Source organism: Pseudomonas sp. C2B4 (assembly GCF_013359695.1).
In the GTDB taxonomy this organism is placed as follows: Bacteria; Pseudomonadota; Gammaproteobacteria; order Pseudomonadales; family Pseudomonadaceae; genus Aquipseudomonas.
This window is the reverse complement of sequence record NZ_JABFMU010000087.1, coordinates 1-20,362: the sequence shown is the minus strand read 5'-3', so window position 1 is coordinate 20,362 and position 20,362 is coordinate 1. Positions and strand designations below refer to the sequence as shown.

Genomic DNA, 20,362 nt, shown 5'->3' with positions numbered 1-20,362 from the left:
CCACGGAGCAGGACCGGAGCGAGGGCATGCCGAGCATTAGCGAGGCACCGAACGAAAGGGGCAAGAGCCCTTGGTTACTTGGGGCTCTTCCAAGTGACCCGCTGTAAGAGCGGAACCGTAAGTAGCCGTTACCGAAGAAACGGATATGTACCCGAATCCACTAACCCAAGAATCAACCCCCGGGATGATTGCTTTTTGTCACCCACCGCTTGCGCCCAAAACCCTCGCCTCAGGCACCGTACCCAGGCTGAGTAATCCTGACCGGAGCCTAATAATGATAAGAAAACGCTCGGCCACAGCCACAGTCCGCCAACGACTGAAACGGCCTGGCCACCCCCGCCCGCAACCCCTTGCGCTGGCGATTGTTGCGTTAATGACGGGGCCTGTATCCGCCACCACGTTCGACCTCAACGATGACTGGAGCCTGTCAACCAAGACGACCTTGAGCCTGGGCAGCAGCTGGTCGACGCAATACCCCGACAAAAGCCTGATGACCCGCGCCAACGCCTTGCAGGCGCAAGGCGTGCAGGCCAATGGCAACAGTGTCAGTGCCGACGATAATCGGCTGAACTTCGAGAAGGGCGATCCTATCTCGCAGGTGTTCAAGGGCCTCACCGATTTCAGTCTCGATGGCCAGGGGCAGGGCGCGTTCATTCGTTTCAAATACTGGTATGACCATGCCTACGAAACCCGCCAGGCGCGGTTCAAGGATTTCGATGATTCGGGTTGGGATGACCTGGCGAAGTTCAAGGGCTTCGAGATGCTCGACGCGTACGTCTGGAAAGACTTTCAGGTGGCCGATCATCCATTGAGCGTGAAGGTTGGCAATCAGGTGTTGTCCTGGGGCGAGTCGCTGCTGATCCAGAACGGCATCAACGTGATCAACCCGCTCGATGTCTCGGCGTTCAACCGTCCCGGTGTCGAGATCAAGGAAGGGCAGTTGCCGGTGGAGATGGTGTCCTTCAGTTTCGGCCTGTCGGACACCACCAACCTCGAAGGCTTCTACCAGTACAACTGGCGACCCAGTGTGCTCGACGGTTGCGGCACGTTTTTCGCCGCCAGCGATGTGATTCAGAAGGGCTGCGGGCCGTTGTACCTGAGCCAGGTGCAGACCGATCAACAGATGCAGGCGGCCGGTTTGTACGCGCCTTCAAGGGGCAATGAATCGCCGTCCGACAACGGCCAGTTCGGCTTCGCCCTGCGCCAGATGATCCCGGCGCTGAACGATGCCGAAGCGGCGATCTACTTCGTCAACTATCACTCGCGCCTGCCGTACTTGACCCTCGACGCCAAGAACACCGCCGTGCGCGGTACGTTCCCCGGCGGTGTCCAGCCACCGACCTACGCGGCGGCGTTTCCGGAAAACATTCGCCTGTACGGCATCAGCCTCAATGGGGTCGAACCCAACAGCGGCATTTCACTGGCGGGCGAGTTGAGCTATCGGCCGAACATGCCGCTGTCGATCAACGCGCCGGACGTCAACGTCGCGGTGATTTCCGGCCCGGCGGGCAGCTCCTGGGTGCAGTTGCCACCTGACTTCAATATCAATCGCGGCAGCCGTTTTGATGCGTGGGAACGCAAGGGTGTCTGGCAGGCGACGGCTTCCGCGACCCAGGCCATCGACAACGTGCTGGGCGCCACGCGCCTGAGCCTGTTTGGCGAGGCGGGTGTGGTGCATATCGACGACCTGGGGGACGAGCGTCTGGGGCGCAACGCCGCGTTCGGTCGCAGCTCGACGCGCAACGGCACGCCGTGCAACACCGTGGCCTCGGGCGTCACCAACCAGTACTGCACCGACAAGGGTTTCGCCACTGACTGGTCGTGGGGTTATCGCCTGCGCGCCAGCCTGGAATACAGCGACGTGTTGCCTGGCATCAACCTGATTCCGGCGGTCAACTGGCGGCATGACGTCGAGGGTTATTCCTACGATCCGCAAGGCCCGTTCCAGGAGGGCCAGCAGGCCCTGGGCGTGAGCCTGACCGGCGTCTACATGAACGACTACAGCGTGGAACTGGCTTACAACGCCTTCTTCGGTTCCAACGACTACAGCACCCTCGACGACCGCGACTTCGCGTCCGTCAGCTTCAAGGCAGACTTCTGAGGAGAACCGTTATGCGTATGCAATTGTGCGTGCTGGCCCTGGCCTGCAGCGTCGGCCTGGTTCAGGCCAAAGGCACCGATCCGGCGCCCCTGGGCAAAACCCTGACCCCCATGGGTTCGCAAATGTCGGCCAACGCCGACGGCAGTATTCCGGCCTGGACCGGAGGGCTTGCCAGCAATGCCGGTACCGTCGACAGCAAGGGCGGTTACAGCGACCCTTACGCCGCCGAGAAGCCGTTGTTCACCATCACCGCGCAGAACGTCGCGCAGTACCAGACGTTTCTCAGCCCGGGTCAGATCGCCTTGTTCAAGCGCTTTCCCGACAGCTACAAGATGAACATCTACCCGACGCACCGCAGCGCCAACCTGCCCAAGGATGTGCTGGCGCAGAGCCGCGAAAACGTCGCCAAGACCAGCATGGCCGACGGCGGCAACGGCTTGCACGACTACGCGCGGGGTATTCCGTTTCCGTTGCCCACCGAAGGGCTGGAGGTGATGTGGAACCACATGACCCGTTATCGCGGCGGCAGTTACGAGCGCATTAGCAGCGCCGCGCTGGTGCGTGAAAACGGCGCCACCAGTTACGTGCGCAATCAGTCGCTGATCAACTTCGCCGACACCGTGGGCGGGCTGGAGTCGGGGTCGAACATCCTGTTCATGTTCAAGAGCCGGGTACTGGAACCGGCGCGTCTGTCCGGTGAAGCGGTGCTGGTGCACGAGCCGATTGATCAGGTCGCCGAGCCGCGCTCGGCATGGCAGTACTTGCCGGGGCAGCGTCGCGTGCGTCGCGCGCCGATGATCGCCTACGACAACAGTGCGCGTTACAGCAACGGCCTGATCACCGCCGACAACATCGACGGCTACAACGGCGCGCCAGACCGTTTCGACTGGAAACTGGTGGGCAAGCAGGAGCTGTACATCCCCTACAACAGCTACAAGATCGGCAGTCGCGACCTCAAGTATGACGAGGTGATCAAGCCCAACCACGTCAACCAGGACCTGGCGCGCTACGAGAAGCACCGGGTGTGGGTGGTGGAAGCCACGCTCAAGCCGGGCGCCCGTCACATCTATGGCAAACGCCGGTTCTATGTGGACGAGGACAGTTGGCAGATCGCTCAGTCGGACCAGTACGACAGCCGCGGCGAACTGTGGCGCAGCGGTGAGTTGCACGCCATTCAGCAGTACGACCATGGCTTCACCTACAACGTGCTGGAAACCTCCTATGACCTGATCTCCGGGCGCTACTACGCCGGTGGCCTGGCCAACGAAGAGACCGAACCGATGCGCGTCGGCTTCGCGGCAAAGACCGATGACTACACCCCGTCGGATCTGCGGCGCTGGGCTAAATAACACCGCCATTCAAAATGTGGGAGCGAGCCTGCTCGCGAAAGCGGTGTGTCAGTCAACGAAGATGTTGAATGTGATGGCCCCTTCGCGAGCAGGCTCGCTCCCACAGGGATCGATGTGCATTAGTCAGGAGACCTACCGTGCGCAACTGGATATCCGCTCTGACCCTGGGTGTCAGCCTGGGCAGCGCTCACGCGGCAACCCTCGATCAACCGCAAGCCAGGGCACTGGCGCAAGAGGCCTATGTATTCGCCTACGCCACCGTCGAACACGACAAAGTGCTCAGTGCCATTGCCGCGAAACTGCCGTTCAACCGGCTCTACAGCGAGCCGCGATTGTTCGGCCCGCAGGATGACAAAGTGGTGTCGCCGAACAACGACACGTTCTATTCCCGCGCCTTGCTGGACCTGCGCGGCGAGCCGCAGGTTCTGGACGTGCCGGCCGTGCAGGGGAGCTACTACAGCTTTCAACTGGTGGACATGCGCACCGACAACCTCGACTACATCGGCACCCGCGCCACCGGCAATCAGGCCGGGCGCTACCTGATCGTCGGGCCGGACTGGCAGGGTGATCTGCCAAAGGGTTTCAGCGGCATGGTCCGCTCGCCGAGTCGTCTGGTGTTTTTGCTCGGACGCACCGAGGTCAAGGGTGAAACCGACCGCAAAGACGCGGCCAATGTGCTGACGGGTTACGCCTTGCGGCCATTGTCCGGGGTGCAGGGCGGGAGCACGCCGCAGGCCTTGCCAGCGTTGCAATTGCCGCTGTATCAGGACACCCGGCATGGGCCGGCGCAGGCACTGTTCAGCACGTTCAATGCCCTGGCGCCGTTGCACCAATGGACCGCCCGTGAACAGGAGCAGCTTGCCCGCTTCGCCGCCATCGGCATCCAGCCGGGCGCGCCGTTCGAGCCACCGGCAGCGCTGCGCGAAGCCATCGCCCAAGGCGCCGAGGCCGGTCGCGAGCAGGTGCGTGCCGCTTCCAGTCGGTTATCGGTGGAGCAACAGGGCTGGTTCCGCTCGCCGACCAACGTCGGGAAGTTCGGCAACGACGACCTGACCCGAGCGGCGGTGGCCTGGCGTTACATCTACGCCAACGATGCCGTGGAAGCGGTGTACCCGATGGCGTTGCACGATGTTCAGGGGCAAGTGCTCGACGGTCGGAACGCCTATCGCCTGCATTTCCCTGCCGATCAGTTGCCACCGGTAGACGCCTTCTGGTCGTTGACCTTGTATGACGGTCGAACCCAATTGCTCGCGGCCAATCCGATCCAGCGTTATTCGCTGGGCGATCGCAGCCCCGACCTGCGCTATGACCCCGATGGCGGCCTGACCCTGATCCTGCAACCCAACGCACCCGTAGTCGCGCAGCAGGCTAATTGGCTGCCGACGCCGGAAGGCCCGTTCAACCTGCTGCTGCGCCTGTACCTGCCCATGGCCGCAGCGCTGGATGGCCGTTATCGCTTGCCGACGATCGCGAGGGTCGAGCCATGAACAGGATCTTCAGTCGCCGCCGCGTGCTGGGCGGCATGGGTGTGCTGGGAGGAAGCCTGATGTTTCCACGGGGGTTGTTGGCCGCCGAATCCGATGATGGGCGGGCGATTGCCCGGGAGGCGTGGATCTACGCCTACCCGATGCTCATGCACTACCAGACCCTGGAAAAGCAGGTGCTCAACCCTGCGGCACCGGAGTACGTCGGCGGCTTCAATCGTTTCCGGCACTACAGTCAGCTGTACACCCCGAACAACCGCGAAATCGTCACCCCGAACAACGACACGCCGTACTCCTGGGCCTGGCTTGACCTGCGCAGCGAACCCCAGGTTCTGAGCGTTCCGGCGGTCGATGATGACCGCTACTACGTGCATCAACTGGTCGATCAATACACCCATAACTTCGCTTACGTCGGCGTACTCAGTACGGGGCGCGAAGCGGGGAATTACCTGATCGCCGGACCCGACTGGCAAGGGCCGACGCCAGCGGGAATCAAGGCCGTGCTGCGCAGTGAAACCGGGATCGTCATGATCCTGGGTCGCACCGGACTGAAAAACGCCGACGACTTGCCCGCCGTGCGGGCGTTACAGCAGCAATATCGTCTGTGCGCCTTGCATGAATACACCGGTGATCCCGCGCCTGTCGCCGCGCCTGCGATGGCATGGCCGGCCTGGGACAGCAAGACCGGCCTGGGACTGGATTTCATTGCCGCGCTCAATCAGATCCTCACGCTGTGCCCGACGCAGCCATCGGAACAGGCCATGCGCGCACGGTTCGCGCGGATCGGCATCGTGCCTGGCCAGGGTTTCGATGAAACCGCACTGCCGACGGATGTGCGTCAGGCCTTGATCGCCGGCATTCAGGACGCCCAGGCGCAACTGCAAGCCGCGGTGGGGCGGGTGCGCACCACCCTCGGCCTGTTCGGCACCCGTGAAGCGTTGCACGGCAACTATCTCAACCGCGCCGTCGCCGCCCATGTCGGCATCTACGGCAACAGTGTCGAGGAAGCCTTCTACACCGGCAGCCGACTGGACAACCAGGGCCAGCCGCTGCAGGGCGGGCGGCGCTATCGCCTGCGCTTCGCACCGGGACAACTGCCACCGGCCAGCGAATTCTGGTCGCTGACACTGTACGATTTGCCGGACCGGCAATTGGTGGCCAATGCGATCGATCGTTACTGCTTGAGCAGCCGGGATCGTTTGCAGAGGGATGTGGATGGCGGGTTAACGCTGGTCATGCAGGCCTCGGCGCCGGATGAGCAAAACAACTGGTTGCCGACGCCTGCGAGTGGGGCGTTTACGTTGGTGCTGCGGCTGTATGGGCCAGAGCGGCAGGTGATTGAGCAGCGGTGGCAGATGCCGGCGGTAGAGCGGGTTTCTGTGTAGTTGATGAGCACGCCTTCGCGAGCAGGCTCGTTCCCACAAGGGGATCTGCGTCGTTCACAAATGCTGTGAACACTAGAGAATCCTGTGGGAGCTGGCTTGCCAGCGATAGCAGTGTGTCAGGCAATGAAGATGTTGAGTCTGCCGGCCTCTTCGCGGGCAAGCCCGCTCCCACAGGGTCCCTGTTGTTCGCAGGATTTGTGCATGACACAGATCCCCTTGTGGGAGCGAGCCTGCTCGCGAAGGGCGCGACGCGGTTTAAGGGGTAACGATGTTGAACTGCGGCGCAAAGGTGTCGAGGCTGCTCATCAACTCCCCGAGCTTCTTGCCGTTACCCTGCAACTTGATCAACCCTTTCTGAATCGCCGTCGGGAAATCCAGTTGCTTGAGGCTGATCTGCTCCAGCGTGGCCTTGCTCATGCTGACACCGGCATCCGCCTGCGGATTGAGCCCCGAGCGATGCGTCAGCACGCCGTTGCGCAGGGTCAGGTTGTAGTCCTTGTTCGCGTCCTCGAAGGTCCAGTTCAGGGTCATGTCATGGCCCACGGCCTTGTCACTGTCCAGGCGAATCGCCAGGAAATCAAAGAACATCTCCGGGCTCATCGCCCGCACCATGTCCACCGATACCGAGGTGCCGGCGTGCGCGGGCACACCATTGCGCAACTCCATCGCCCCGGTCAGGTACATGTTGCGCCAGGTGGCGTTTTCGCTTTGATAACCCAGTTGTTCCAGTGTCTCGGCCTGGGCTTTGCGCGCATCGCTGTTATCCGGATCGGCGAACAGCAATTGATTGCCCAGTTGCGCGGCCCAGCGATAGTCACCCTGGGTCATGGCGGCGCGCATTTTCTCCAGCACCGCCGCGGCGCCACCCATGGCTTCGACGCTGCGTTTGGCGGTGTCCACCGGTGGCAACGGATTGAGGTTGGCCGGGTTGCCGTCGTAGAAACCCATGTAACGCTGATACACCGCCCGGGTGTTGAAACTCAGGGAGCCGTAATAGCTTCGGGTGTACCACTTCTGGTCCAGTGCGCCCGGCAGTTTCTTGATCGCGTCGGCGATTTCCAGCGGCGTCAGGCCCTGGTTGAGCAGGTGCAGGGTGCGGTCGTTGAGGAAGGCGTACATGTCGCGCTGATCGGCGAGGAAGGTACGAATCCGCTCGCCACCCCAGGTCGGCCAGTTGTGTTGGGCGAACAGCACGTCGCTCTTGTCGCCGTAACGGGCCAGGCTGCTGTCCAGGTATTGCGACCAGGCCTTGGCGTCACGCACTTGCGCGCCACGCGGGGTGAGGATGTTGTGCATCATCTGCGTGGCGTTTTCCGCCATGCACAAGGCGCGCAGCTGCGGCAGGTAGAGGTTCATTTCCGCCGGTGCTTCGGTGCCCGGCGTGAGCTGGAACTCCACCTCCAGGCCGGCGATGGTGCGAGTCTCCAGTTCCTTCTCGATCAGGTCGGTGGGCGCGATCAGGGTGATGGTGCCGCCGCTGGGCGTGCTCTTGCCCAGGCCCGCATCGACCTGGCCGCGTTCGCCACGGGGCAGCAGGCTGCCGAACTGGAATTGCGCGCGGCGGCTCATGGCGTTGCCGGCGTACACGTTCTCGCTCATCACGTGTTCCATGAAGCCGGACGGCGCGTACACCTTGACCTTGCCGGCCTTGACGTCGGCCTCGTCGATCACGCCGCGCACGCCGCCAAAGTGGTCGGCGTGGGTGTGGCTGTAGATCACCGCCACCACCGGTTTGTGCGGACGGTTCTGGTAGTACAGCTCCAGTGCCGCCTTGGCAGTTTCGGCCATGGTCAGCGGATCGATGATGATCAGGCCGTCATCACCTTCGATGATGGTCATGTTGGCAAGATCGAGGCCGCGCACCTGATAGAGCCTGGGGCTGACTTCGAACAGCCCGGCATGGGCGCTGAGCTGGGCCAGGCGCCAGAGGCTCGGGTTGACCGAGTCCGGGGCCTTGTCCTTGTCGAGAAAACCGTAGGCCGGGATATCCCAGATGACCGTGCCGCTGGCGTCCTTGACCTGACCCTTGAAGGGCGCGATCAGGCCCTTGGTGACCGACTCGTAGTCGGTGCGATCGGTGAAGGGCAGTTGTTGCAACACGGCGGCGTTACTGGCGGCAGTCTGCGCGCTGGCCGCGACCGGCGCATCGGCGGCGACCACCGATTGCGCGAGGCACGCGGTGATCAGGCAGGCCAGCAGGCCGCGGGGGCTTAAGGTGAAACGTGGCATGGAGTCTCCGTTTTTTATCGTTATGGCTAGACCAGCCTCAAGGGTAGGGCGGCGGTCGAGCGGGACGACAATCGTCATCGGACAAAAACCATTCAGGGCCGCTATCCTTGGCCCACGCGTATCGAACGGGTTCTCCCATGCTTGAAGTCCAGGGCGTTTACAAAAGCTACGCCACGCCGCAAGGGCCTTTGCCGGTGCTGCAAGGCGTCGACCTGACCCTCAAACCCGGCAGCAGCCTGGCGCTGATGGGCGAGTCGGGCAGTGGCAAAAGCACTTTGCTGCACCTGATTGCCGGGCTGGACAAGGTGGATCGCGGCAGTATCCGCAGCAGCGAACATCGGCTGGAGCAAATGAACGAAGGGCAACTGGCGAACTGGCGACGCACGGAAATCGGCCTGGTGTTCCAGCAGTTCAACCTGATCGGCAGCTTGCGGGTCGAGGACAACCTGGCGTTTCAGGCGCGTCTGGCCGGGCGCCATGATCCGCGCTGGCAGGCGCATCTGGTGCAGCGGCTGGGCCTGGGGGATTTGCTGCGGCGTTATCCCGAGCAACTCTCCGGAGGCCAACAGCAACGGGTGGCCTTGGGGCGTGCGCTGGCTTCGCAACCGAAGCTGCTGCTGGCCGACGAACCCACCGGCAGCCTCGATGAGGCCACCAGCGACGAGGTCTTGAAACTGTTGCTGGAACTGCTCGATGACAGCCCCACGACCTTGTTGATGGTCACCCACAGCCCCCATGTCGCGGCGCGGCTGGCGGAAAAAGTGGTGCTGCACGGTGGGCGTCTGGCCGGTGTGGACGGGCGCTGAGATGCGCATCTTTGGCGAAACGCTGCGGGTGTTGTTCAGTCACTGGCGGCAGCACCCGGTGCAGTTTTTCAGCGTGCTGACAGGGCTGTGGCTGGCGACCAGTCTGCTGACCGGCGTGCAGGCGCTGAACAGTCAGGCGCGGGACAGCTATGCCCGGGCCAGTCAATTGATCGGCGGTGAGCCCCAGGCCAGCCTCAGCGCCCCCACGGGTGCAACGTTCCCTCAGCAGTGGTTCATCGACCTGCGTCGTGCGGGCTGGCCGGTGTCGCCGGTGGTGCAGGGACGACTGACGCTCAAGGGCCATGAGGATCAGCGTCTGCAATTGATGGGCATCGAACCGGTGTCGCTGCCGGCGGGCGGCGTCGTGGCGGGGCAGGCGTTGGCGATCGAGCAGGTCGTCGAGTTTTTCACCCCGCCGGGCAGCACCTGGATTTCGCCGCAGACCTTACAAGCGATGGGACTCATAGAGGGCGATCGTCCTTTGGCGGTGAATGGTCAGGCATTGCCGCCGCTGCACATTCAGGTGGACATGGCCCCGGGCGTGTTGCTGGTGGACATCGGTTTTGCCCAACAGATTCTCGGTTTACCGGATCAGGTTTCGCGCCTGCTGTTGCCCAAGGACTTCACCGCGACACTGCCCGATTCGCTCAAGGGCCAGTTGCAATTCAAGAGCAGCGGCGAAGAAAACAATCTGGTGCGCCTGACCGAAAGCTTTCATCTGAACCTCGATGCCCTGGGCTTTCTGTCGTTCGTGGTAGGCCTGTTCATTGTGCATGCCGCCATTGGGCTGGCGCTGGAACAGCGTCGAGGTTTGCTGCGGACGCTGCGTGCCTGTGGAGTCAGCGCGCGGATGCTGATCGGTTGCCTGACCGTCGAACTGGGTGGGCTGGCGTTGATCGGCGGTGTGGCCGGCGTGGTGAGTGGCTACCTGCTGGCCAGCGTGCTGCTGCCGGATGTCGCCGCCAGCCTGCGCGGTTTGTATGGCGCCGAAGTGGCGGGGCGGTTGAACCTGAGCCCGTTGTGGTGGCTCAGCGGCATCGGCCTGAGCCTGCTCGGCGCCTTGCTCGCTGGCGCCAACAGCCTATGGCGGGCGGCGCGTTTGCCGCTGCTGGCCCTGGCCGATCCGCAGGCCTGGCATCAGGCCCATGCGCGCTGGCTGCGGCGACAGGGCTGGGTGGCGGCACTGGCCTTGGCAATTGCGTTGCTGGCGTTGCTGCGCGGTGACAGCCTGGCCAGCGGATTCGTGCTGATGGCGGCGCTGTTGCTGGGTGCTGCACTGGCCTTGCCGGTGGTGCTCAATGCCGTGCTCAATGGCTTGCTCCATCGCAGCCGCTCCGTGCTGGGCCAATGGTTCGTCGCCGACTGTCGCCAGCAATTGCCCGCCCTGAGCCTGGCGTTGATGGCGCTGCTGTTGGCGCTGGCGGCCAACATCGGGGCCGGCAGCATGACCGCCGGTTTCCGCCAGACCTTCAGCAACTGGCTCGAACAGCGGCTGACCGCCGAGCTCTACCTCAATCCGCAAAACCCGACACAGGCCCGGGACCTGTACGACTGGCTCAAGCAGCAATCGCCGCTCACGGCGGTGTTGCCCAACTGGCAGGTCTCGATCCAGTTGCAAGGCTGGCCGGCGGATATCTTTGGCGTGATCGATCACCCGACCTATCGCCAGCATTGGCCGTTGCTGGAAGCCTTGGGCGACACGCCGTGGGATCGCCTGGCCACCGACGATGCCTTGATGCTCAGCGAGCAACTGGCCCGGCGCCTGAAAGTGCGACTGGGCGACCACCTGACGATTGTCACGCCCAACGGCCCGTGGTCGCCGCGCATCGTCGGGATCTATGCCGATTACGGCAATCCGAAGGGCCACCTGCTGGTCAACATCAATCATTTGCTGCGCGGTTGGCCACAACTGACGCCCAATCGCTTCAATCTGCGCATCGAACCGGTACTGATTCCTTCCTTCGTGAAGGCGCTGCAAGAGCGTTTCGCCCTGGAGGACAGCCGAATCGTCGATCAGGCCCGGCTCAAAGGCTGGTCGACGCAAGTGTTCGAACGGACCTTCGCCGCCACCGCCGCCCTCAATAGCCTGACGCTCTGCGTGGCGGGCGTGGCGCTGTTTATCAGCCTGCTGACCCAGAGCCAGAGCCGACTCGGGCAACTGGCGCCGCTGTGGGCGCTGGGCGTGACGCGCCGGCAACTGATGCTGCTCAACCTCGGGCAAACCTGGTTGCTGGCAGTGTTGACGCTGGTGCTGGCCTTGCCCCTGGGGATTGCCCTGGCCTGGTGCCTGGACACGGTCATCAATGTCCAGGCCTTCGGCTGGCGCCTGCCGTTGCGGGTATTCCCCGTGCAATTGCTGCAGTTGATGGGGCTGGCGCTGGTGGCGACGTTGCTGGCTTCGGCATGGCCGCTGTACTCGCTGTATCGCACGCGACCGGCGGATCTGCTGAGGACTTTTGCCCATGAGGATTAAGCTCGCCCTGATGCTGTTGGCGCTGTTGTCGGGTGGTTGCGATCAACCGGCGTCCGAGGAAAAAGGCTTCGCCGGGATGGGTAACCAAGCGGCTGCGTTTACGCCGGTCGTTCCCGGACGCGCATTCAGCTTTCCGGCGGATCACGGCCCCCACGACGGGTTTCGCATTGAATGGTGGTACATCACCGCCAACCTCAAGGACGAGCAGGGCCACGAGTTCGGCGCGCAATGGACGTTGTTTCGCAGCGCCTTGAGCGCCAAGCCCGAGGTGACGGGTTGGGAAAACCAGACGATCTGGCTCGGTCACGCGGCCGTGACGTCGGCAACGGTGCATCACGCCGCCGAACGCTATGCCCGTGGCGGTGTGGGCCAGGCCGGGGTGAGCCTGGCGCCGTTCAATGCGTGGATCGACGATTGGCGATTCAGCAGTCAGTCAACGGAGGCGGACCCACTGGGTGAGATGCAGCTGAGTGCCCGTGACAAGGCGTTCAGTTATCAACTGAGGCTCACGTCACATCGACCGCTGGTGCTGCAAGGGGATAAGGGTTTCAGCCAGAAATCCGAAGAAGGACAGGCCTCGTATTACTACAGCCAGCCGTTTTTCCAGGCCAGCGGCCTGCTGGAGATCGACGGCAAGCGCTATCAGGTCAGCGGTCCGGCATGGCTCGACCGCGAATGGAGCAGCCAGCCGTTGACCGCCAACCAGACCGGTTGGGACTGGTTTTCCCTGCACCTGGACAGTGGCGAACAGGTGATGCTCTATCGCATGCGGCAAAAGGACGGGGAGCCTTACCTGACCGGTACGTGGATCGATGCCCAAGGCCAGACGCAATTGCTGCATGGCCCCGACATTCGCCTTATCCCTCAAGACACCGCCAGCGTTGCCGGACGCTCGATGCCCGTTCGCTGGTCGATCCAGATCCCCGGCAAGCACCTGGACATTGTCATCAGCGCCCTCAACCCCGGCGCCTGGATGGATTTGCGCATCCCCTACTGGGAAGGCCCGGTGCGCTTGAGCGGCAGCCATGGCGGGCAGGGGTATCTGGAAATGACCGGTTATTGAGTCGCAACGCCGAACAGCGTCTATGCTCAACCGCACGCTCGGCATCAAAGCCTGATTCGGTGCCGTTTGTCGCCATTGATCACAGGGAATGTTCTGCCTATGAAACTTCATGCACTGACCAAAGCCATTACCCTTGTAACGATGCTGTCTGCGGCCAGTTTGAGCGCCGTTGCCGCAGATATCCCGCTTTCTGCCGTCGTGGAAGCCGATCAGATCTCCACCAAAGTCATTTCGGTCGATGCGGCCAATAAGCAGGTTGTCCTGGAGGGCCCGGAAGGTCGTCAGGCCACTGTGCAATTGACCGAGAAGGCGAAGAATCTCGACCAGCTGAAGCCCGGTGACCAGGTCGATATCAAAGTCACCCGCTCCGTGGCGGCCTACCTCGATACGGATGTCGACAAGGGCCTTCCCGGCAGCATCGAGCGATCCGGTGAAGCCCGCGCGGTCCCTGGCAGTATGCCTGCTGGCGAAGCCTATCGTCAGGTGCAGGTGCAGCTGAAAATCACCCATATCGACCTGAACAAAAACCAGGTGACCCTCGAGAATCCGAAAGGTCAGTCCAAAACCCTTGATATTGAAAGACCGGAAGTGCAAGCCAAATTGAAAGATCTCAAAGTTGGGCAAAGCGTTAACGTCGTCTACACCGACTTGTTGCAAGTCACCAGCAAACACTAAAGTTGGGTGCTGATACTCTCTGTTGATTATTCCTGTACAAATTCTTGTATAGGAATAATCAGCTTTATGGACGAGTTAGTGAATTTGATAGTGGGTCTGGATACTTTTTTGATTCGCCTCTGATCAAAAACGTATCAGCAAATTTCATGTTTGAAGCGCGGACATTCGTACCAACTTCAATTAAAATGCGCCCGTTCGCCCAGTGTCACGGCTCTTTACCAGTGCACGGATTGCCGAGGCCATTGCACTGGGCGGACACTATCGCTGGTGTGATACATAAAAAATTTTAGATCATGAAAAGGGTGACGTTGATGTCGCCCTTTTTTTTTGCCTCGCGTAATAGCCCTGTAAATAAAATGTTCAAGGCTTTTATGTGAACGCCAGTCACGTCTATAGGGTTTTCAGGAACAAGAAGGATGGGGTCGGAAAATCCCGATCACTTGCAGGGAAAATCCCGCGACAGAGGGCTGTTTTTGGCGCACCGTGTCCAAGCGCCTTTCAGGCCGAACGATCAGCCTCGCGCCAGGGTCATACACCAGGGTCAACGCGCAGTTTCCCGTGCATTCCGGCTGTATCCACCTCCGCAGTCCCGAGAAGGAGTGAAGACATGAAAATCCTGATGGTTTTAACGTCCCACGATCAATTGGGTAACACCGGCAAGAAAACCGGCTTCTGGCTGGAAGAATTCGCGGCACCGTATTACGCCTTCAAAGACGCAGGCGCGCAGTTGACCCTGGCCTCGCCCAAGGGCGGCCAGCCACCGCTGGACCCGAAAAGTGACGAGCCCGATTTTCAAACCGAGGCCACCGAGCGTTTTCGCAAGGACCCTGCGGCCCAGTCCGCCCTGGCCTCCACTGTCCTGCTCAGTTCCGTGAATGCCGGTGATTACAATGCGGTCTTCTATCCCGGTGGGCATGGCCCGCTCTGGGACCTGGCCGAAGACAAGCACTCGATCGCCCTGATCGAAGCGTTCTACAACGCCGATAAACCGGTTGCGACCGTTTGCCATGCTCCTGGGGTGTTGCGCCATGCCAAGGACGTGAATGGCCAGCCGCTGGTCAAGGGCAAGAAGGTCACCGGATTCACCAACAGCGAAGAAGACGCCGTGCAGTTGACCGATGTCGTGCCGTTCCTGGTGGAAGACGAGCTCAAGGCCAAGGGCGGGATTTTCTCCAAGGGGCCTGATTGGGCGAGCTATGTGCTGACCGACGGCCTGCTGTTGACCGGACAGAACCCGGCGTCGTCGCAGGCGACGGCTGAAGCGTTGTTGGCGAAATTGAAATAACCAAAAAAACCTGTAGGAGCGAGCTTGCTCGCGATGAACCCCAGAACGCTGCGGGGCGTCAGGCTCCCCGCGTTATCGTTCACGTCCATCGCGAGCAGGCTCGCTCCTACCGTTCAGCGTTAGTTCGACAATGCGGCAAAACACTGCTCGATCGAACGCCGCTGCGTCTCTGCATACAACCCCAACTCATCAATGGTCGGGCGCCCCAGCGCTGTTTCGAACGCCTGTTGATTGGAATGCACGCCATAGTGGGTTTGCGCGGCGTCCCCCAGGTTTGACTGAAAAATCCCCGCCGCGCTGACCGGCAGGAAATCTTCGTACACCAAGGGTTCAACCCGCAGATAGCCGCCGCTCACCAGTTCTTCCAACGGCAAGGTTTTCAGTTCGTCCGCCGCCAGGCCTTTTTCCGTCAAGAAGTAGCGAAAGTACGCCAGTTCCTGTTGGCGCATGCCCTCGTAGGTGTCCGGAAACTCGCTGAAATGTTGCGCCATCAACGCGTTGTAGCGTGCGGCATTGGCTTCGTTGGGGAAGTCCTTGAGTTCGTCCCGGGCCGCATTGAGCAAGCGGTCATATAACGCCCGGCCTTTGGGGGTGAGGGCGGCACCGCGTTGCTCGATCTCGCCGAAACGGGCGCTGTGGCTGCCACGGGTGTCGTCCTGATCGGTGAACGCGACCGGTTCGTCGAGCGCCTTGAAACTGGTCTGGCGCAGCAGGATCGGGCACTGGCGGCGGGGCGGGCCTTCAATCACCGCTTTGGGCGTGATGCCATGCACCGGCATTTGCGCCTGGACAATATCGATGTCCAGGGTCCGCGGGGTCAGGTGATTGATGTGCGGGCCCTTGAACGCCACCACATCGGCAATCAGACGGTGCTGGGCGCTGAGTGTCTGGTACTGCGAGGCGGTGACCGTGGCGCTGTGGTGCCAGCGGAAGGTTTCCAGGGCCTCTTTGACGAACTCCCCGGCCTCCTGTTCGGTAAGACCGCCCTGGGATTCTGCGCGGTCGATGAGGCTCAGCGCGGCGGGGGTGAAGATCGAACGCTTGTCCAGCACCGACTGGGCAAACGCCCGCAGCTCCGGGTCTTCGATCAGCTCCAGGCGCAACAGCGAGGTGAACACGCGGAACGGGCTGACCTGCAAGGACGCTTCATGCACGGCGCGAAACGCCGTGGAGTGTACCGGCACCCCGGCGTGGGTCAGGTCGTAGTAACCCACCGGCTGCATGCCCATTACCGCGAACAGGCGGGCGAGGGTCGCCAGTTCAGCGGCCGTGCCGACCCGGATAGCGCCATGGCGCTCCAGGTCCAGGCGCTCGATTTCGCCGGTGCTGTTCAACTGTCGGGCCACTTGCGGATCGTTGTCGAGCACGTGACGGTTGGTCTGTTCCACCAATGCCATCAGCGCGCCGTACAGCGGCACTTCTTCGCGGTACATGTCGGACATCGCTTTGGAGAAGCGTTGGCGGATCAGGTCGGGGCTGACGAAGCTCGGGTGATTCATGAACAGGGTTCCTGGCGCGGGTGACGTGAAGGATGGGAGAAAAGATCGCAGCCTTCTACGGCGCCGACAAACGAAGTTTCTGACGAACTTCATTCTGCAAAGGACTGCTTCCTCAGTGCAGCCGTTGATCCTGAGGACTTTCCGAGCGCAGGGATGCCAAAAACTCCCGATACAGGCGTGCCGAACCGGCGGGTGCCTCGACCATGGGCATGTGGCCGATGCCTTCCCAGATCTCCACGCGCAGATCGGCCATCCCTTTGCTCCAGATAGCGACGCTGCTGACATCGATCAAACGGTCCTTGCGCCCCCACAACAGCAGCGCCGGTGCCTTGATTGACGGAAGTTTCGGCTCCATCGGCGGGCTGGCGCGAAAATCGCGGAAGATTTCTTCGAGTTCGTCCCGTGACTGTATGTAGCGATGGGCAATGGCATCGAGCACCACCCGCGGCACCCACGGTGGATCGGCCATGGTCATGGCATAGAAATGCCTGAATTCTTCCCGCGAATCGATCAGGAACGGGTTGTGGCCGTGGGACAAATGGCGCTCCAGATCGCTGGGCTCGGGGGAGGCGACGCCCGCCGGGTCAAACAGGGCGACCGAAACAATGCGTTCCGGGTAGTGGGCCGCCAGCCAGGCCGCGATGTAGCCGCCCATCGAGTTGCCGATCACATGGACCTTCTCGACCCCGCAGACATCCAGCAACTGGATCATGCGCTTGGCCTGCAATGCGATGTCATAGCCGCCACCGGCCTTGAAGCCGGTTTCGCCATGGCCGGCGATGTCGGGGATGATCACCCGGTAATTGCCGACGAAGTACCGTGCAAAGCGCAGCCAGATATTTTTATCGGCGCTGAAACCATGCAGCATCAACACATTGCTGGAGGCTTCGTACGGCCCACCTTGCCAGGTCGAAACGGTCATTTCGCTGATGGGCACCACAATCTTGTGCAGCTTGTACAACTTGGCTTCCGCAGCGACGCTCAAGTCATACAACCAGTAGCCGATGGCCGGGTAGCTCAACCAGCTCCAGGCCGCAAAAACCGCGATAGCGACAACCAGTAAAAGCATCAGGCGTCTTCCTTCTAACGTTTCAGGACAATATGTGATCGGCGGGTTTCAGGGCTCGGGTCAAGCGGTGAAAGCTGAAACTGAACCCCGGAAACATGGCAATCACATGATCGCTCTTGCTTTGATACCAACTGTGGCAGCCTCCGGACTTCCACACGGTGCGCTCCATTTCTCTATGGATCATTTCAGTGTAGGTACGTTCTGCCTCGTGGCGAACTTCGATGCTGCGCAAACCCTGTGCTTTTAGCGTGCGAATGCAATCGAGGATGTAGTTCATCTGCGATTCGATGATGAACAACGCCGATGTATGACCGATACCGGTGTTCGGGCCGGTGACGATAAACAGGTTGGGAAAGTCCGGCAGGCTGGTGCCGAGGTAGGCGCGGGGATACTCGGCCCAGACATTTCGCAGTTGCGTGCCGTTTTTACCGGTGACCGGGTAGGAAATCACCCCGTCGGTGGCGTCATATCCGGTGGACCAGACGATCAGGTCCAGGTCGATATGCTGGCCGTCCTGCATCAGGATGCCGGTTTCGTCGATCTCGGCGATGCCCTGTTCACGGCTGTGCAGTGTCACGTTGCTGCGGGCCAGTGTGGGGTAGAGCGTGCTGGAGAGAATCACCCGTTTGCAGCCTATGGTGTAGTCCGGCGTCAGTTTTCGCCGCAGTTCGGCGTCCGGTACCTGACGCTTGAGGAAACGCAGGGCCTGATGCTGGACTATCCGCACCGCCGGTTTCGAGTACTTGAAGGCAATCACCCGGGTTTCGAACTGCCAGTAGATCATCCAGCGCAGCAGTTTGTAGGCCGGCTTGAGCCCGAGCAGCCAGCGCTGGAAGCGGCCGAACGTACGGTCGGCCCGGGGCAGGACCCAATGCGGGGTGCGTTGGAACACATGCAGGTGCCCGACATCCGGGGCAATCGCCGGTATGACCTGGGCCGCACTGGCGCCGCTGCCGACAATGGCCACGCGTTTTTGCCGGTAGTCGTAGGCATGATCCCAGTTATTGGTGTGAAAGGTCTTGCCCTGGAAGCGTTCCTGGCCCTTGAAGCGGGGCACCACCGGTTGACTCAGCGGACCGGTGGCATTGATCAGGAACTGCGCATGAAAGGTGCCTTTGGCGGTGTGCACGGCCCAGCGTCTGCCGGCCTCGTCCCATTCCACGCGCTCGACATTGGCCTGCAGTTGCACCCGGTCGCGCAGGCCGAAGTGCTCCACCACATAGCGGGTGTAGCGATGCAGTTCGGCCTGTTCGGCGAACATCTGCGTCCAGCGGTAAGGGGCGAAGGACAATGAGTAGAGCGGCGAGGGCACGTCGACGGCTGCGCCGGGATAGGTGTTCTGGCACCAGGTGCCGCCGAAGAAATCCCGCCGTTCCAGCAGAACAAAATCGGTGATGCCGGCCTTGAGCAGATTGACCGCTGCACACTGGCCGCCAAAACCGCTGCCGATGATCAACACTTGATAGGTCTGCATGGGCCTCCGGTTTGTCGTAAAGGGACCAACCCTATCTTCATGTATAGCCAATCATGGCGCGTACGTTTTACGTCTATGTCGGGGTATTCAGCCCGCCAGCCGGTGATGGCTATTTGACGTCTCCCTGATAGACTTCGAACACACCTGCAGCCCCGGTGTCATCAGGTTCCGTTCAGCGGTACAGAGGTCCCAATGGGAAACACGGGAGGAAAAGGACTTTCACTGGCCAGGCGGCTCTACACATCGCGTGCCGTCGGACTGGTATTGGGTTTGCTGTGCGTGAGCGTGGCGATGGCCCCGTTGGACCCGGCGCCCTGGGTCTGGGGTCTGATGCTGTTCAACGGCTTGATCTGGCCCCACCTGGCTTACCAATGGGCGCGACGATCCCCGAGGCCTTACCACGCCGAACACCGTAACTTGCTGGTGGATGCCTTTATGGGCGGCTTCTGGGTCGCCGCCATGCAGTTCAATCCGCTGCCCAGCGCGACCACCATTTCCATGATGGCGATGAATAACGTGGCCATCGGCGGTCTGCGTTTTCTGTTGGCGGGTACCGTCGCCCAAGTGCTCGGCGTTGGCGTCGGATGGCTGATTTTTACACCCCTATTCATCCCCGAAACCAGCCAGCTTCAGCTGTACGCCTGCTTGCCCCTGATGTGTTTTTATCCGCTGGTGCTGGGTTTGATCTGCTTTCGGCAAGCCTATACCCTCGGTCGGCAAAAGCGTGAGTTACTGGCCCTGAGCCGTACCGACAGCTTGACCGGCCTGCTCAATCACGGCGCCTGGAAGGACCAGATGGAAGTCGAGTTTCAGCGCTGCCAGCGCCAGCAGCAGGGCGGTGCGATTGCCCTGATTGATATCGATCATTTCAAAAGCATCAATGACACCTACGGCCATGTCGCCGGTGACATTGTGTTGCGGCAATTGAGCAAAATGCTCAAGCAGAATCTGCGGGCAACCGATATCGCCGGACGTTATGGCGGTGATGAGTTCTGTGTGATTCTTCCGGATCTACCGCTGTGCAGTGCTGGCTCCGTCATGGAAGCCTTGCGTGATCGCTTTGCCACCCTGGGCTATGAGCATGATCCGGCATTGAAAGTCAGCCTGAGCATTGGTCTGGCAGCCTTCGACCTCGCCCACATCGACGCTACGATGTGGCTCAATGATGCCGACCAGGCGTTGTACGAGGCCAAGACGACCGGGCGTAATCGGGTGATTTGTTGTGGTGATGGTTGGCCGCAGCGCGAACTGCTCGATCCGGTCTGACGGTTCCCGGTAAGCCCTGTGGGAGCTGGTTTGCCGCGAAGGCGGCCTGACTTTTGCGGATGTACCCGGATCAACTGTGGGAGCGAGCCTGCTCGCGAAGGCGGCCTGATAGCCGACCTGTCTTTTGTTGACGGGGTACATATCCATTCCTGCGGTAACGGCTGCTTATGGTTTCGCCCTTACGGCGAGTCCCTTTGGCAAACG

Annotated in this window: 14 protein-coding genes; 10 read left to right on the top strand and 4 right to left on the bottom strand. The window is 61.4% G+C overall.

Annotated elements, in window-relative coordinates; translation table 11 throughout:
• Positions 1-274 precede the first annotated feature (274 nt).
• The 4 genes from HNQ83_RS29415 (at position 275) to HNQ83_RS29400 (ending at position 6,319) form a co-directional block, all read left to right on the top strand.
• Entirely contained in the window at positions 275-2,101 is a 1,827-nt protein-coding gene (locus HNQ83_RS29415) for a DUF1302 domain-containing protein (RefSeq protein WP_175392348.1), read from the top strand.
• An 11-nt stretch (positions 2,102-2,112) separates the two neighbouring features.
• The gene (locus HNQ83_RS29410) at positions 2,113-3,450 is read left to right on the top strand and encodes a DUF1329 domain-containing protein (RefSeq protein WP_175392347.1); all 1,338 of its coding nucleotides are present in this window, start codon (positions 2,113-2,115) and stop codon (positions 3,448-3,450) included.
• A gap of 137 nt (positions 3,451-3,587) precedes the next feature.
• The gene (locus tag HNQ83_RS29405) at positions 3,588-4,937 is read left to right on the top strand and encodes a DUF1254 domain-containing protein (protein WP_175392346.1); all 1,350 of its coding nucleotides are present in this window, start codon (positions 3,588-3,590) and stop codon (positions 4,935-4,937) included.
• The gene (locus HNQ83_RS29400) at positions 4,934-6,319 is read left to right on the top strand and encodes a DUF1254 domain-containing protein (protein ID WP_175392345.1); all 1,386 of its coding nucleotides are present in this window, start codon (positions 4,934-4,936) and stop codon (positions 6,317-6,319) included. Before HNQ83_RS29405 ends, HNQ83_RS29400 begins: the two co-directional genes overlap by 4 nt.
• A gap of 255 nt (positions 6,320-6,574) precedes the next feature.
• On the opposite strand, the gene HNQ83_RS29395 is transcribed toward HNQ83_RS29400, so the two are convergent.
• Positions 6,575-8,548: an alkyl/aryl-sulfatase gene (locus HNQ83_RS29395; protein WP_175392344.1), complete on the bottom strand. Its 1,974-nt coding sequence runs from the start codon at positions 8,546-8,548 to the stop codon at positions 6,575-6,577.
• Between the two features lie 137 nt (positions 8,549-8,685).
• Here HNQ83_RS29395 and HNQ83_RS29390 point away from each other — a divergent pair, with 137 nt between their 5' ends.
• The 5 genes from HNQ83_RS29390 to HNQ83_RS29370 all read left to right on the top strand — a co-directional run bounded on the left by HNQ83_RS29390 (position 8,686) and on the right by HNQ83_RS29370 (position 14,850).
• The gene (locus HNQ83_RS29390; protein WP_175392343.1) at positions 8,686-9,354 is read left to right on the top strand and encodes an ABC transporter ATP-binding protein; all 669 of its coding nucleotides are present in this window, start codon (positions 8,686-8,688) and stop codon (positions 9,352-9,354) included.
• A gap of 1 nt (position 9,355) precedes the next feature.
• Positions 9,356-11,827, top strand: a complete 2,472-nt coding sequence (locus HNQ83_RS29385) for an FtsX-like permease family protein (protein ID WP_175392342.1) — start codon at positions 9,356-9,358, stop codon at positions 11,825-11,827.
• Entirely contained in the window at positions 11,817-12,890 is a 1,074-nt protein-coding gene (locus tag HNQ83_RS29380) for a lipocalin-like domain-containing protein (protein WP_175392341.1), read from the top strand. Before HNQ83_RS29385 ends, HNQ83_RS29380 begins: the two co-directional genes overlap by 11 nt.
• Positions 12,891-12,989: 99 nt before the next feature.
• Positions 12,990-13,565, top strand: a complete 576-nt coding sequence (locus tag HNQ83_RS29375) for a hypothetical protein (protein ID WP_175392340.1) — start codon at positions 12,990-12,992, stop codon at positions 13,563-13,565.
• Between the two features lie 607 nt (positions 13,566-14,172).
• Positions 14,173-14,850: a type 1 glutamine amidotransferase domain-containing protein gene (locus tag HNQ83_RS29370; RefSeq protein ID WP_175392339.1), complete on the top strand. Its 678-nt coding sequence runs from the start codon at positions 14,173-14,175 to the stop codon at positions 14,848-14,850.
• Positions 14,851-14,969: 119 nt separating this feature from the next.
• On the opposite strand, the gene HNQ83_RS29365 is transcribed toward HNQ83_RS29370, so the two are convergent.
• From HNQ83_RS29365 to HNQ83_RS29355, 3 genes are all read right to left on the bottom strand, one after another.
• Positions 14,970-16,349 carry a VOC family protein gene (locus tag HNQ83_RS29365; protein ID WP_175392338.1) on the bottom strand — a complete coding sequence of 460 codons (1,380 nt, stop codon included), beginning with the start codon at positions 16,347-16,349 and terminating at the stop codon, positions 14,970-14,972.
• A 112-nt stretch (positions 16,350-16,461) separates the two neighbouring features.
• Entirely contained in the window at positions 16,462-17,418 is a 957-nt protein-coding gene (locus HNQ83_RS29360) for an alpha/beta fold hydrolase (RefSeq protein ID WP_175392337.1), read from the bottom strand.
• Between the two features lie 22 nt (positions 17,419-17,440).
• Positions 17,441-18,892, bottom strand: a complete 1,452-nt coding sequence (locus HNQ83_RS29355; RefSeq protein ID WP_175392336.1) for an NAD(P)/FAD-dependent oxidoreductase — start codon at positions 18,890-18,892, stop codon at positions 17,441-17,443.
• A gap of 192 nt (positions 18,893-19,084) precedes the next feature.
• On the opposite strand from HNQ83_RS29355, the gene HNQ83_RS29350 reads away from it, so the two are divergent.
• A complete protein-coding gene (locus tag HNQ83_RS29350) occupies positions 19,085-20,158 on the top strand; it encodes a diguanylate cyclase (RefSeq protein ID WP_175392335.1) in 1,074 nt (357 codons plus the stop codon).
• Positions 20,159-20,362: the final 204 nt, after the last annotated feature.